The following is a 13,706-nucleotide window of genomic DNA, read 5'->3' as shown; positions in this document are numbered from 1 at the left end:
CGGATGCGGGCGGCTGGGCCCTGCCGTAAGTCAGGCGCGGGCGGCGACGGGGGCGGACGCGGCTTCCTGGGCTTCCAGTTCCCGGACGAGCGGCAGCACCCGCTTGCCGAAGTACTCGACCTCCTCCAGGTAGTGCAGGAAGCCGAGGAGCAAGAGGTCGACGCCGAGCCGCTTGTAGGCGACGATCCTCCCCCAGCCTTCGGCCGGGGGGACCCCCATGGCGATCTGCTCGGGCGTGCCGATCAGGCCCGTGCGGAAGCCGTCGTTGTTGTACTGGACGAGGTCCTCGAAACCGGAGTCCTGCCACATGCCCTTGCCGTCGCCGGTGGACGGGCCGGCCTGCTGGACGGCGTCGCGGAAGCCGTGGACGGCCTCGGTGTCGGCCTTGGCGACGATCTCACGGAGCGTGTCGCGGGCCTCGGCCTCGGTGTCGCGGGCGATGAGGAATCCGTTGAGGCCGAACCTGGGTGCCGTACGGCCCGCTTGGGCGGCGGCGCGGACGTCGTTGATCTGCTCGGTGACGCCGTCGAAGTCCTTGCCGTTGCTGAAGTACCAGTCGGAGACGCGGCCGGCCATGGCGCGGGCGGCGGTGGAGTTGCCTCCCTGGAAGATCTCGGGGTGCGGGCGTTCGGGAGTGTTGAGCGGCTTGGGCTTGAGGGAGAAGTCGCGCAACCGGTAGAAGTCACCGGCGAGTTCGGTGTGGTCCTCGGTCCAGATCTGACGCAGGGCGCGGATGAACTCCTCCGAGCGGCGGTAGCGCTCGTCGTGCTCCAGCCAGGGCTCGCCGAGGGCGGTGAACTCGCCCTTGAACCAGCCGCTGACGACGTTGACGGCGAAGCGGCCGTTCGACAGATGGTCGGCGGTGGCGCCGAGCTTGGCGAGGACACCGGGGTGCCACAGGCCGGGGTGGACGGCGGCGATGACCTTCAGGCGCTGGGTGGCGAGCAACAGGGCGAGGCTGAAGCTGGTCGACTCGTGCTGGAACTCGGCGCCGTGGCTGGCCATGTAGCGGACCTGGCTGAGGGCGTAGTCGAAGCCGTTGTTCTCGGCGAGGACGGCCAGTTCGCGGTTGTAGTCGTAGCCCCAGTCGGTGCGCTGCTCGATGGTGCTGGTGACCAGGCCACCGCTGACGTTCGGGACCCAGTAGGCGAAGCGGACGGGGTCGGATCCGGTTGGGACGGGCATGGGAGCTCCTGGCATGACTGCGCACGCGAAAAAGGCGCGCGCGTGGCAGGGAAACGTGTTCAGTGACCGGGATTCGGGCGGGCGGGAACGCCGTCCCGGGGAAAGCCGAAATCAAGAGCCGCATCACGACGGAAATCTGCCGGCGGTGAAATGCGCGAAGAGAGAGCGGCGCGAGTGCGAGGGTTTCCCTCGGTGCGCTCAGGCCCGACAGCGACAGCAGGAGCTGGAGACACGCGCGAGATCGACATGGCGTCGCTGCGTGAGGTCCAGTCGCTTCATGTCATCGATCAAAACAGCAGGGGGTCCGGCCGGTCAAGAATGCCCGGTGGTGATTCCACATGCTGAGAGTCGGTATTCACGAGGTTGTGACAGGGATTCCCTTGAACCCGGTGGACGGCCGGCAGCACTCTCCTGTCGTGCGTATCGAACAGCTCGAATACATCGCCGCCGTCACCCGGTTGGGGTCGCTGCGGCGGGCCGCCGAGGAACTGCATCTGTCCCAGCCCGCGCTCAGCGAGACCGTGCGCAATCTGGAGCGCGAACTCGGTGTGGACCTGCTGGAGCGCAAGCGGTCCGGGGCGAAGATCAGCGACGAGGGCCGGGAGCTGCTGCCGCACATCATGAGCGTGCTGGACGCGGTCGACCGGCTGCGGGGCGCGGCCGGCGACCAGCACCGCATCAGCCGGATGGTCCGGCTCGGCACGGTCAACACGGCCACCGTGCCGCTCGTCATCCCGACGGTGCGGGAGTTCCGGGCCTCGCACCCGGTGACCCAGGTCGAGTTGGTCGGCGCCCAGCAGGCCGAGATCCATCGCGGGCTGCTGGAGGGCGCGTTCGATCTGGGGCTGGTCAACTACCTCGCGGGTGATGACCTGCCGCCCGGTTTCGAGACGACCGAACTGCTGCGCGGCCGGCCGGTGGTGTGCGTGCGGCCTGACAGCCCGCTCGCGGCCCTGGATGCCGTGGACGTGGACAGCCTCCTGGCCGAGCCGCTGGTCGTGATGCGGTCCGGCTACGTCATGCACCGCTTCCTGCACCGGCTGCTGGACGGCCGAACGCCCTCCTTCTCGTACTCCACCGACGGCGCCGAGATGGGCAAGCTGATGGTCGCCGAGGGGCTGGGGGCGACGGTGCTGCCGGACTTCAGCGTCCTCGGCGACCCTCTGGAGCGGCGGGGCGCGATCACCGTACGGCCGCTCGCGGGGGACGCGACCGACGTGCTGCTGGTCCTTCAGCGCCGCGCATCCGGCTCCGTCCCCCCGGCGGTACGCGATCTGCACGAGCTGTTCGTGCGCAACGCCCGTGCGTGCGGCGCCCCTTCGCCCGCTGACGGTGCCTGATCAGACCACGGTCACCGGATGCCGCACCACCGCGTCGAACAGGTAGCCCTGCGTGTTGGGCACGGCGACGTCCGGCTGGCGGTGTCCGGCGGTGTCGGTGGCGCGGGCGAGGAGGTGGGTGGTGCCGGGGGTCTCGGGCTTCCAGGGGATGGACCAGCGGTTCCAGGTGTCGGCACGGGGCCGGTCGTGCAGTCGGGCCGGGCGCCAGCTCGTTCCGCCGTCGGTACTGACCTCCACTCGGGCGATCCCTCCGGCGCCCGACCAGGACCGGCCGTGCAGCACCTGGCCCTCCCCCACCGGGAACGTGGCGCCGCTCGCCAGCTCGAAAGCGCTCTTGATCGTCTGGCGGGTCAGCGGCGCGCTGCCCTGCGGTGGATGGGAGGGGCCGAACAGCCGGTAGAAGGTCGTGTTCCACGGTGAGAACAGCGGTTGCGCGGACACCTCGATGTCGCCGACCCACTTGATCGACGCGATCCCCACCCACGAAGGCACCAGCACCCGCACCGGATGGCCGTGGTCGTACGGCAGCGGCTCACCGTTCATCTCGTACGCGAGCAGGACGTCGTCCAGCGCCTTGGCCAGCGGCAGCGGACGCCGCACCCGGCCGAGGCTCTCCCCGCCGCTGACGTACTCGGCGTCCAGGCCACGCGGCTGGACGTCCACCGCGTACGGGGACAGCCCTGCCCTGCGCAGGACGTCGGCCAGCCGGACCCCGCGCCAGCGGGCAACGCCGATCGCGCCCAGGGTCCAGGGGGTGCCGGTGACCGTTTCGCCCTGCTGGGTCGTGTAGTGGCTGCGGCCGTTTCCGGCGCACTCGACGAACGCGGTCCGGGTGACGGCGGGCAGGGCGCGCAGATCGTCGTACCCGAACTCCACCGGCCTGTCCTCGCCGGGGGCGCCCCGCAGCCCGCTGCCCCACAGGCGCAGCCGCCAGTCCTGCGCGTCCAGGACGGGGGTGGTGGTGTGGTTGCGTACGAAGAACAGCTCGTTCGGGGTGTGGTGGCCGGTTCCGCGCAGGGCCTCCCAGCGGGTCTCGGCGTTGGTGCCGCGCTGGATGAACCACTCGGGCGGCAGCGGCTTGACGATCGAGGTGTCCGCGGCGCGGGCGGGGCCGGGCGCGGGAAGCGCGGTCGCGGCCGCCGTGGCGGCGAGCAGGGTGAGCAGCCGGCGACGGCTGACGCCGTCCGCCCTGGCGTCCCCGGCGAGCCACTGACGCAGTCTGCGGCGGTCGTAGGCGGTCTCGTCGACGCGAGTCGCGGGACGGGGCGAAGGCACAGGGGATGCGGGCATGACGGGTCCTCATCGTCAGTGTGGAGACCGGACATGGTGACGGGATACGGCGCGGGCCGACGCGGTGAGGCCCGCAGCCGGGCTGCCCGATCCAACAGGGCCGATGGCCAAGGCCGTTGGAGGGGTCACCCAGGGGGAACGCGCGCGGTGCTCAGCCGGGGAAGCGACACAGCGCGGCGCCCACGCGGACGAGGTCCACGGTGCGGCGGCGTATCAGCGGTTCCCGCGGTGACATGGCGCGATGCAAGCACGCGGAGCGTGAGGGTGTCAACGGACCGGCTGCGCCGGGTGGTTCGCGCTCACTCCGGCGCCGCTCCGCGTGCGTCGAGCAGTCGCACGAACCGGGCCAACGACTCGTGCGGGCTCTGTCCCGCGGTGTCGATCACCACGTGCTCGCGCTCCCACGGCTCGTAGGCACGGGCGAGCACCTGAGGCCAGTCGGGCAGGGGCAGTCCGGGGATGTCCACAGACCGTGAGGTCAGGCGGTGGCGGTGCTCGGCGGGATCCGAGCAGACCACCTCCACCTCGACCGTGTCGGCTCCGGACGCCGAGCCGACGTCACGCCAGGCGTCCCGGGTCACGGCCCGCGGGTTGACCGACTCCGCGATCACGGGCAGCCCTTGCCGGAGATGCTCCCCGGCCAGGGCGTATCCGACGACGTAGCCGGCCGGCCCGACGGGGTGCCGGGCCAGACCGGAGCGGACGATCGCCTGCTCGATGGTGTCGATCCGCAGGTGGACCGCGCCGATCCGGGTGGCCAGCAGCCGCGCCAGTGTGGTCTTGCCGGTGCCGGGCAGCCCCGACAGGACGAGGAGCATGCCTGACCCTCCCGGGACGCCCGGGCGGCGGTTACTGGTTGGTCTTGGGCAGGCCGGGCGGGTTGATCTCCGACTTGGTCACGGCCTCGTCGGACAGGCCCCAGCGCGCCAGCACCTTGGCGTACGTGCCGTTCTCGATGACGTGGTTGAGTGCGTCGGCGAGCGGCTTGACCAGTCCGCTGTCCTTCTTGGTGGTGGCCGCGATGAGTCCCTGGAGGGTGGCTCCGGCGCCGGAATAGGTGCCGACGACCTCGGTCTTGCCCGTGGTGGCCGCGTGGTAGGCGGCGGTCGGGTTGGGGCCGAGGTACAGGTCGATGCGGCCGGACTGGAGAGCGAGGTAGGTGTCGCTGTCGTTCTGGTAGTACTTGATGTTCACCGGCTTGCGTCCGGCCTTCTCGTTCTCCTTGCTCCACTCGATCAGCAGCTTCTCCTGGTTGGTTCCGCTGCTGACGGCGACGGTCTTGCCCGCCACGTCCGCGGGCCCGGTGACCTTCAGGCCACTGCCCTTCTTCGCCCCGAAGCCCAGGTTGTCCTCGCGGTAGGTGGCGAAGTCGTACTTCTCCTTGCGTTCCTCGGTGACGGTGATGTTGCTGAAGCCGGCGTCGTACTTGGCGCTGTCGAGGCCGACGAAGATGTTCTCCCAGGACACCGTGTTGATGTGCGGCTTGAGGCCGAGCACGTCGGCGACCAGGTAGGCGATGTCGGGCTCGACACCGATGACCGTCTTGTTGTCGGTAGCGACGAAGGTGAGCGGCGCGGCGGAGCCCGACGAGGCGACGAGCTCCAGCGTGCCTCTCTTGCGGATCTTCTCCGGGACCTCGGCGGCTATGGAGTCGACCTTGTCGGTGGTCACGCGGTTCTGGTCGGCGCTGATGTTGATCTTCGTCTTGCCGCCCGACGCGTCCGCGACCTCGGTCGTACCGCCTTCGGAGGGGTTGCTGCAGGCGGCGAGGACGAGGGCGGAGGCGAGTCCGAGCACGGCTGCGGTGGTGCGACGGCGGCGGGCGAGGCTGGTGGACACGGTTGTTCTCCTTGCGTGCGGAACAGGGATGGAAACAGGTACGGAACGGAGGTGAAGGGGCGGATCAGAGGACTTTGGAGAGGAAAGCGCGGGTGCGTTCGTGCCGCGGGTTGTCGAGGACGGCCGCGGGCGGACCCTGCTCCACGACGACCCCGCCGTCCATGAAGACCACGGTGTCGGCGACCTCGCGGGCGAAGCCGATCTCGTGGGTCACGACGATCATGGTGGTGCCGGTACTGGCCAAGTCCTTGATGACGTCGAGGACTTCACCGACCAGTTCCGGGTCGAGCGCCGAGGTGGGCTCGTCGAAGAGCAGCACCTTCGGTTCGAGGGCGAGCGCGCGGGCGATGGCCACACGCTGCTGCTGGCCGCCGGAGAGCTGCCGCGGGTAGGCGTCGGCCTTGTCGGCGAGGCCGACGCGGTCGAGGAGCCGGCGGGCCGCCTCCTCCGCCGCCTTGCGCGGGCGGCGCAGTGCGGAGACCGGGGCCTCGATCAGGTTCTCCAGGACGGTCAGGTGCGGGAAGAGGTTGAAGTTCTGGAAGACGAACCCGATGCCGGTCCGCTGCTTCAGAACGTCCTTCTCCTTCAGCTCGTGCAGCTTGTTCCCGCTGCGGCGGTAGCCGATGAGCTCGCCGTCGATGCTGATCCAGCCGCGGTTCACCTTCTCCAGGTGGTTGATGGTCCGCAGCAGCGTGGACTTCCCGGAGCCGGACGGGCCGAGGATCACCGTGACCCCGCCGGCCCGGACCTTCAGGTCGACGCCGCGCAGCACCTCCAGCAGGCCGAAGCTCTTGTGGACGCCGTGGACGTCGACCATGACGTCGCTCATGTCTTCTCCGTCGGTTGTCGGGCGGCCACGACGCGTCGGTCGGCCGCGAGTTGTCGGGTGGCCGCGAGCCGTCGGGCCGCCACGAAGCGCCGAACGCGCTGGATCGGCGTGGGCGGTGGGGTGCGGTTGGCGCCCCGGGCGTAGCGGCGCTCCACGTAGTACTGGGCGACCGAGAGCAGGGAGGTCAGTACGACGTACCAGGCGGTGGCGACCAGCAGCAGCGGGATCACCCGGCCGTTGCGGCCGTAGATCACCTGCACTTGGTAGAAGAGCTCGCCGATGGACATCACGTAGACCACCGAGGTGCCCTTGAGCAGGCCGATGATCTCGTTGCCGGCCGTGGGCAGGATGGCGCGCATGGCCTGCGGCAGCACGATCCGGCGGATCTGCCGCAGCCGGGGGATGCCGAGCGCCGCGGCCGCCTCCAGCTGTCCGTGGTCGACGGAGAGGACGCCGCCGCGGACGATCTCGGCGGCGTACGCCGCCTGGTGCAGGGTCAGTCCGATGATGGCGGCGCCGATGGTGCCGATGAGGGTGTTGCTGTCGACGGACCAGAACACCGGCCCGAAGGGGATGCCGACGCCCAGCTCCTTGTACAGGGCGCTCAGGTTGAACCAGAAGACCAGCTGGACGATCATCGGGATCGACCGGAAGATCCAGATGTAGGTCCAGGCGACGGTCGAGAGCACCGGGCTGCGCGACAGCCGCATGAAGGCGAGGACGGTGCCGAGGAGGAAGCCGAGGACGGTGGCGTACGCGGTGAGCTGGAGGGTGACCCACACCGCCTGGACGATCGTCTCGGAGAAGACGTAGTCCCGGAAGACGTTCCACTCCCAGACGGGGTTCGTGGCCAGGCCGTGCGCGAACTGGGCGACCAGCACGATCACGGCTACGCCGGCGGCCCAGCGGGCGTAGTGGCGGGCCGGTACGACCTTCAACTCAGCCGGGTCTTCGGCCAGTTGTGTGACGGGTGAGGTGATGGTGTCGCTGCTCATGGTTCACCTGTGCTCGGGCGGGTTGATCCGCGACGTCTCGATCGCGGAGGCGGAGGTGCCCCACTTCTTGAGGATCCGGGCGTAGGTGCCGTCCTTGATCAGCTCGTTGACGGCGGCCTGGAACGCCTTGGTGAGCGGGGAGCCCTTCTTGAAGGCGAAGCCGACGTCGAGGCGGTGGAACTCGCCGAGGAAGGCGGTCTGCGACGCGGACTGCGCCGCCTGGTGGCGCAGGCCGTTGATGGTCGACATGATCACGTCGATGCGGCCCTGCTGGAGCGCGGTGAGCGTCGCCGCGTTCTCCGAGTAGACCTTCACCTCGTACGGCTTCTTGCCCGCCTTCGCGCACACGCCCTTCTGCGCGGTGAGGGTCGCCTCGAAGGTGGTGCCGGCGCCGGTGCCGATGGTCAGCCCGCACAGCTGGGTGAGGTCGGTGACCTTCGACTTGAGCTCGGTGTTGCCCTTCTTCACCGCGAAGCCCTGGCCGTCGTTGATGTAGGTGACGAAGTCGATGGTCTTCAGGCGCTCCGCGGTGACGCCGAAGTTGCCGGTGCCGAAGTCGTACTTGCCGCTGCCGAGGGCGGGCAGGATCGTCTCGAAGGAGGCGTCCTGTCGCTCCAGCTTCACGCCGAGCACCTTGGCCACGGCGTCGGCGAGGTCGATGTCCTGGCCGGCGGGCGCCTTGTCCGGGCCGTTCGGGTAGTACGCGCCGGGCGGGAATCCGACCGAGCTGCCGACCCGCAGCGTGCCCGCCTTGCGTACGTCGGCGGGGAGGAGGGCGGCGGCGGAGTCGACCTTGCGGACGGCGGCGACCGGGTCGTCGGTCGGTGCGGGGGACGCCTGGGCGCCCACCGCCGCCGTGCCGCCGGTGTCGCCGGAACCGCAGGCGGTCAGGGCCAGCAGGGGCAGCAACAGGACGGCGGCGGCGCCGCGCAGGCGTGGTCTGATGCCGTGGACGTTCACAGCTCGGCTGCCTTTCCCTCGGGTGCTTCGGCGATCAGGTGCTTCTCGAAGGGCAGCGGACCGATGGTCTCCGGATCGGCGTCCGTGTCGAAGAGCGGTGTGTATCCGGTGGCCAGGTACAGGCCGCGGGCCTCGGGCTGGCGCGGTCCCGTCGTCAGGTAGACGCGCCGGTAGCCGCGGACGCCCGCCTCGCGCTCCAGCTCGGCGACGACGCGCCGGGCGAGACCCCGCCGACGGTGCGCGGAGTGCGTCCAGATCCGCTTCAGCTCGGCCGTGGTCGCGTCGTACCGGCGGAAGGCGCCGCCCGCGACCGGCTCGCCGTGCTCCAGGAGCAGGAGCAGGACGCCGCCGTGCCGAGCGGTGAACTCCTCGGCGGGGTAGCGGGCCATCTCGCCGTGGGCGTCCCCGCCGTACCGCGCGGAGTACTCGTCGCCGAGTTCCCGCAGGAGCGGCTCCACCAAGGGGTCGGAGACCGGCACTTCGACGACCGTCAACTCGGCTCGGTGAGCCGGGGGTTGGGCGACGGAGGTCATCCGTTCACCGCCGCGAGGGCCTGTGTGCCGCGGGCGGCCCGCTCGGCGTCGCGCTTGGCGACCTCCTCGCGGACGATCGGGATCACGTACCGGCCGAAGTCGACGGCGTCGTCCAGCAGGTCGTAGCCGCGCGCGGAGAGGATGTCGACGCCGAGGTCGTAGTAGTCGAGCAGGGCCTGGGCGACCGTCTCCGGGGTGCCGACCAGGGCGTTGGAGTTGCCCGCGCCCCCGGTCGCGGCGGCGGTCGGGGTCCACAGGGCGCGGTCGTAGCGCTCGCCTGCCTCGGCGATGGCGATCAGCCGCTGCGAGCCGACGTTTTGAGGAGTTGCGGCCTGCGGCTGGGCCTGCCCGTTGTGCCGCTTGGTGATCGCCTCGCCCCGCTCCTTGCGGGCCTTGATCGCGCCGACCGTGCGGTGGGCCTTCTCCCAGGCCAGCTCCTCGGTCGGGGCGATGATCGGGCGGAAGGCGACCTGGATGCGCGGCAAGTCGGTGCGGCCCGCGGCCTTCGCGGCGGCCTTCACGTTCTCGATCTGCTCCGCGGTCTTCGCCAGGGGCTCGCCCCACAGGCAGTAGATGTCGGCCTCGGCGCCGCCCGCGGCGTACGCGGCAGGGGACGAGCCGCCGAACGAGACGTTCGGGCGGGGCTGTTGGACGGGGAAGACGTCGCTCACGAAGTCGTGGAAGCGGTAGTGCTCGCCCTCGTGGTCGAAGGATTCGTGGGTGGTCCAGATCTTCTTGACGATCCGGATGTACTCACGGGTGCGGGTGTAGCGCTCGTCCTTGGTGAGGGTGTCGCCCTCGCGGCCCTGCTCGTGGTCGTTGCCGCCGGTGATGAAGTGGACGGTCAGCCGGCCGTCGCTGATCTGGTCGAGCGTCGCGAACGTCTTGGCGGCGAACGTCGGGTAGGAGACGTTCGGGCGGTGGGCGAGCAGGATCTGGAGGCGGTCCAGCCGGCTCGCGATGTAGGCGGCGGCCGGTGCGGGGTCCGCCGATCCGGAGCCGTAGGCGAACAGCACCCGGTCCCAGCCGTGGTCCTCGTGCGCCCGGGCGAGCCGGAGCGTGTACTCCTTGTCGAACGCGGCGCCGGAGCGCGGCGTGGTTTCGGAGCCGTTGTTGGTGGCGGCGATGCCGAGGAACTCCACGGGCATGGGCGTGGCCTTTCGGGAATGCGGCACGCAGGCATGACGGAACTGCCCGGCGCGCAGGCGCGAGTGATGGCTCGTCAGATGTACGACGAAGAGATACGGGCGTGACGACGCCGGGCGTCGGTGGAGACGGTGCTACGGCAGCGCGCGTGAAAGGAGAACTCGGCCCGCGACGGGGTCACCGAGGGAGGGAAGGGCCGGTCGGACGGCCCGCTGCCGCGTCAGGCGCAACACGCCGCGGACCACACCCGACCGAAGTCGATGTGATCGCGCGTGACCAAGCGCTGCTGGGCATTCATGCGACTAATTGAGCAGTACATCGCGCCCGCCGTCAAGCAGCGCCCGGATGCCGGACCACCCCTGTCGGCGCCTCCCACCGGCCTGTTGACACATCGATGCCATGGGCACATACGATCGACGGCGGACCGGCTCCGCGTCGCGCGGCAGCCTCTCCGGCCGCGTTGAGGGACGCGGCGAGCGTGACGACACCGAACCCCGGCCGCACCGTGTCCGCGCGGCGCCCGCACCGCGCGCGCCCTGCGTGTGCCGCCGGGGGTCACCCACGCCTGCGATTCCCTCCCCCGGAGAGAGCCTCCTCATGGTCACGCCGTCCGATGTCACACCCACCTCTGGCACGAAGAGTCCTCAGGCGCCCGGCGATCCCGACGGTCCCGGCTCACCCAGCGCACCCGGAGCACCCGACTCACCCGGCGCGGACCTGCCGCGGATCGTGCCGCGCCGGCACGCCGGCCGGTGGCTGACCGCGGCCCTCGCGCTGCTGCTGTTCGCGATGGTGCTCAACTCCGTCGTCCGCAACCAGGCGTTCCAGTGGGACGTGGTGGGCCGGTACTTCACCACCACCGCCGTGCTCGACGGGCTGCTGCTCTCCCTGTGGCTGACCGCCGTGGTGATGGTGCTCGGGTTCGTTCTCGGCACCGTGCTCGCGGTGATGCGGCTGTCCGCCAACCCGGTGCTGCGCACGCTGAGTTGGGGCTATGTGTGGATCTTCCGGTCGACGCCGCTGCTGGTGCAGCTGCTGTTCTGGTTCAACATCGGCGCCCTGTATCCGACGCTGGGCCTCGGCATCCCGTTCGGCCCGCAGTTCCTCACCGTCAAGACGGTCAACCTGCTCGGCCCCACCCTCACCGCCGTCATCGGCCTGACCCTGCACGAGACCGCCTACGCCGCCGAGGTGGTGCGCGGCGGCATCCTCTCCGTGGACTCCGGGCAGACCGAGGCCGCCCAGGCACTCGGGCTGAGCAGACGCCGCACCCTGCGCCGGGTGGTCGTCCCGCAGGCGATGCGCTCCATCGTGCCGACCGCCGGGAACATGCTGATCGGCACGCTCAAGGGCACCAGCATCGTCAGCGTGCTGGCCGTGCACGACCTGCTGTACTCGGTGCAGCTGATCTACAACCAGACCTACCAGGTCATCCCGCTGCTGATGGTCGCCACCCTGTGGTACATCGCGGTCACGACCGTGCTGAGCGCGGGCCAGTTCTACGTCGAGCGGTACTACGCGCGCGGCGACTCCCGCGCCCTGCCGCCGACTCCGCTGCAGCGGCTGCGCGGCCACCTGACCGCCGTACGCCAACGGCTGAGCGCGGCCACGGCCGCCGACGCCCGCCCGGCGATCGGCGGTGACCGGTGAGCGGCGCATCCGCCACGGCCGTCCTGGTCGTCGTCGGCGCGGGGCCGCGCGCCACGGGTCTGCTGGAGCGGATCGCCGCCAACGCCCCCGAACTCTGGGACGGGGCAAGGCAGTTGCGGATCCATCTGGTGGATCCGCATCCACCCGGCCCGGGTCGCGTCTGGCGACACGAGCAGTCCGCGCTGCTGCGGATGAACTCCATGGCCGAGGACGTCACCATGTTCACCGACGAGTCCTCCACCATCGACGGCCCCGTACGGCCCGGCCCCTCGCTGGCCGAGTGGGCCGCCCAGTTCTCCGGCCGGGGCCGACTTCCCCACGCGCCGCGCCCAGAACGCCTATCTGGACTGGGTGTTCCGCCGGGCGCTGGCCGAGCTGCCGCCCTCGGTCACCGTCGAGTGGCACCGCACCACCGCGACCGCCGTGAGCGGTCCCCCGGACGGCCCGCAGCAGGTGCGCCTGGCCGACCGTCCCGACCCGCTCACCGCCGACCTGGTGATCCTCGCGCAGGGGCACATCGGCTCCACGCCCACCGCCGAGCACCGCGAGCACGCCGCCTTCGCCCGCCGCCACGGCCGCTTCCACCTCCCGCCCGAGTTCTCCGCCGACGCCGACCTGTCCGCACTGCGGCCCGGCGAACCGGTCATTCTGCGCGGCTTCGGGCTCGCCTTCATCGACCTGGTGGCACTGCTCACCGAGGGCCGCGGCGGCGGCTACCGCACCGAGGCCGACGGCACCCTCACCTACCTTCCGTCCGGCCGCGAGCCCGTCCTCCACGTCGGATCGCGGCGCGGGGTGCCGTACCACTCCAAGACGCGCTACCAGCTCCAGGGCCCTCGGCCCGCGCTGCCACGCCACTTCGGGCCCGAGGCGGTCGACGCGCTGCTCGCCGAGGAGCGCCCGCTGGACCTGCGGCTCGATGTGTGGCCGCTGATGGCCAAGGAGATCGGCTTCGGCCACTACCACGAGCTCTTCCACGCCCACCCCGGGCGCACCGCTCTGCCCTGGCCGGACTTCGTCGCCGCCTACGACCGTCTGGGCTGGTACGACGACGACATGGCGGCCCTCGTCGCCAGGGCCGTACCCGACCCGGCGGACCGCCTGGACTTCGAGGCGCTGGACCGTCCGCTGGACGGCCTGGCCTTCCCGACGCCGGGCGCCTTCCAGGAGCACCTGCGCGAGCACATCGCCCAGGATGTCGCCCGCCGCGAGGACCCGGAGTTCAGCGCCGACCTCGGGGCGTTCCTCGCCCTGCTCTCCGTCTACGGCCAGCTGCCCCGTCTGGTCGCCGCGGGGCGGCTGACGGCGCGGTCCGTCGCCGAGCGACTGGACGGGTGGTGGAGCGGCTTCTTCAGCTTGCTGGCCTCCGGCCCGCCCGGCTTCCGCCTGCGCCAGCTGCTGGCCCTGTCCCGGGCCGGGATCGTCCACTTCGTGGGCGCCGGCGTCCGGATCGGCACCGACGAGGGCGCCGGCACCTTCACCGCGACCAGCCCCACCGTCCCCGGGCACACCGTCCACGCGAGCGCCCTCATCGAGGCGTACCTGCCGGGCCCTTCCCTGGACCGCACCGAGGATCCCCTCCTGCGGGACCTGCGGCGGGCCGGCGCCCTCACCGAGGAGGTCATCGCCGACCCCACCCACACCCACCGCTCCGGCCTGCTGGCGGTCTCCGCCTCGAACGCCCACGTCATCGACCCGTCCCTCGGCGGCCCCCACCCCCGCCGGATCGCCCTCGGCGCTCCCACCAACAGCCGGGCCGTGGCCGCTTTCGCCCGACCCCGCACCGACGCGCCCGCCTTCCGCCAGAATGACGCGGTGGCACGCGCGGTTCTGCGCGCCCTGGGCGCCGCGCCCCTGACCTCACACTTCTCAAATGACGAGAAGGAAGTGTCCATTATATGAAAAGCCTCTTGGGGTAGCGGCCACCTTCTGCCACGAT

General features: G+C 70.9%; 12 protein-coding genes and 1 pseudogene. 3 read left to right on the top strand and 10 right to left on the bottom strand.

Annotated features, from left to right (window positions below):
- Positions 1-30: 30 nt before the first annotated feature.
- Positions 31-1,185, bottom strand: a complete 1,155-nt coding sequence (gene sfnG / locus EJ357_RS41465) for a dimethylsulfone monooxygenase SfnG (RefSeq protein ID WP_126397076.1) — start codon at positions 1,183-1,185, stop codon at positions 31-33.
- A 198-nt stretch (positions 1,186-1,383) separates the two neighbouring features.
- Positions 1,384-1,464: a putative leader peptide gene (locus EJ357_RS50875; RefSeq protein WP_407698538.1), complete on the bottom strand. Its 81-nt coding sequence runs from the start codon at positions 1,462-1,464 to the stop codon at positions 1,384-1,386.
- Between the two features lie 137 nt (positions 1,465-1,601).
- Between EJ357_RS50875 and EJ357_RS41460 the strand changes: the two genes are divergently transcribed.
- Complete coding sequence (locus tag EJ357_RS41460) at positions 1,602-2,525, top strand: LysR family transcriptional regulator (RefSeq protein ID WP_126397074.1); 924 nt, start codon at positions 1,602-1,604, stop codon at positions 2,523-2,525.
- Here EJ357_RS41460 and EJ357_RS41455 read toward each other — a convergent pair whose 3' ends face one another.
- The 8 genes from EJ357_RS41455 to EJ357_RS41420 form a co-directional block, all read right to left on the bottom strand.
- Positions 2,526-3,815: a sulfite oxidase gene (locus EJ357_RS41455; protein WP_126397072.1), complete on the bottom strand. Its 1,290-nt coding sequence runs from the start codon at positions 3,813-3,815 to the stop codon at positions 2,526-2,528.
- 299 nt (positions 3,816-4,114) lie between these two features.
- Entirely contained in the window at positions 4,115-4,633 is a 519-nt protein-coding gene (locus tag EJ357_RS41450; protein WP_126397070.1) for an AAA family ATPase, read from the bottom strand.
- A 31-nt stretch (positions 4,634-4,664) separates the two neighbouring features.
- On the bottom strand, positions 4,665-5,654 hold the full coding sequence (locus EJ357_RS41445; RefSeq protein WP_126397068.1) for an ABC transporter substrate-binding protein: 990 nt from the start codon (positions 5,652-5,654) through the stop codon (positions 4,665-4,667).
- Between the two features lie 64 nt (positions 5,655-5,718).
- On the bottom strand, positions 5,719-6,483 hold the full coding sequence (locus EJ357_RS41440) for an amino acid ABC transporter ATP-binding protein (protein WP_126397066.1): 765 nt from the start codon (positions 6,481-6,483) through the stop codon (positions 5,719-5,721).
- Entirely contained in the window at positions 6,480-7,478 is a 999-nt protein-coding gene (locus EJ357_RS41435) for an amino acid ABC transporter permease (RefSeq protein ID WP_126397064.1), read from the bottom strand. The genes EJ357_RS41440 and EJ357_RS41435 overlap by 4 nt, the downstream gene beginning before the upstream one ends.
- Positions 7,479-7,481: 3 nt before the next feature.
- Positions 7,482-8,438 (bottom strand): ABC transporter substrate-binding protein, encoded by a 957-nt coding sequence (locus EJ357_RS41430; protein ID WP_126397062.1) that lies wholly within the window; start codon positions 8,436-8,438, stop codon positions 7,482-7,484.
- A complete protein-coding gene (locus tag EJ357_RS41425) occupies positions 8,435-8,971 on the bottom strand; it encodes a GNAT family N-acetyltransferase (RefSeq protein WP_126397060.1) in 537 nt (178 codons plus the stop codon). Before EJ357_RS41425 ends, EJ357_RS41430 begins: the two co-directional genes overlap by 4 nt.
- On the bottom strand, positions 8,968-10,119 hold the full coding sequence (locus EJ357_RS41420; RefSeq protein ID WP_126400734.1) for an LLM class flavin-dependent oxidoreductase: 1,152 nt from the start codon (positions 10,117-10,119) through the stop codon (positions 8,968-8,970). Before EJ357_RS41420 ends, EJ357_RS41425 begins: the two co-directional genes overlap by 4 nt.
- Before the next feature lie 595 nt (positions 10,120-10,714).
- Here EJ357_RS41420 and EJ357_RS41415 point away from each other — a divergent pair.
- On the top strand, positions 10,715-11,767 hold the full coding sequence (locus EJ357_RS41415) for an amino acid ABC transporter permease (protein WP_126397058.1): 1,053 nt from the start codon (positions 10,715-10,717) through the stop codon (positions 11,765-11,767).
- A pseudogene (locus EJ357_RS41410) lies at positions 11,764-13,669 on the top strand (FAD/NAD(P)-binding protein). Before EJ357_RS41415 ends, EJ357_RS41410 begins: the two are co-directional and overlap by 4 nt.
- The last annotated feature ends 37 nt before the right edge of the window (positions 13,670-13,706 follow it).

The organism is Streptomyces cyaneochromogenes (assembly GCF_003963535.1).
Lineage (GTDB): Bacteria > Actinomycetota > Actinomycetes > Streptomycetales > Streptomycetaceae > Streptomyces > Streptomyces shaanxiensis.
Note: the sequence above shows the minus strand (reverse complement) of the source record. Positions and strands in the feature narration are given on the sequence as shown.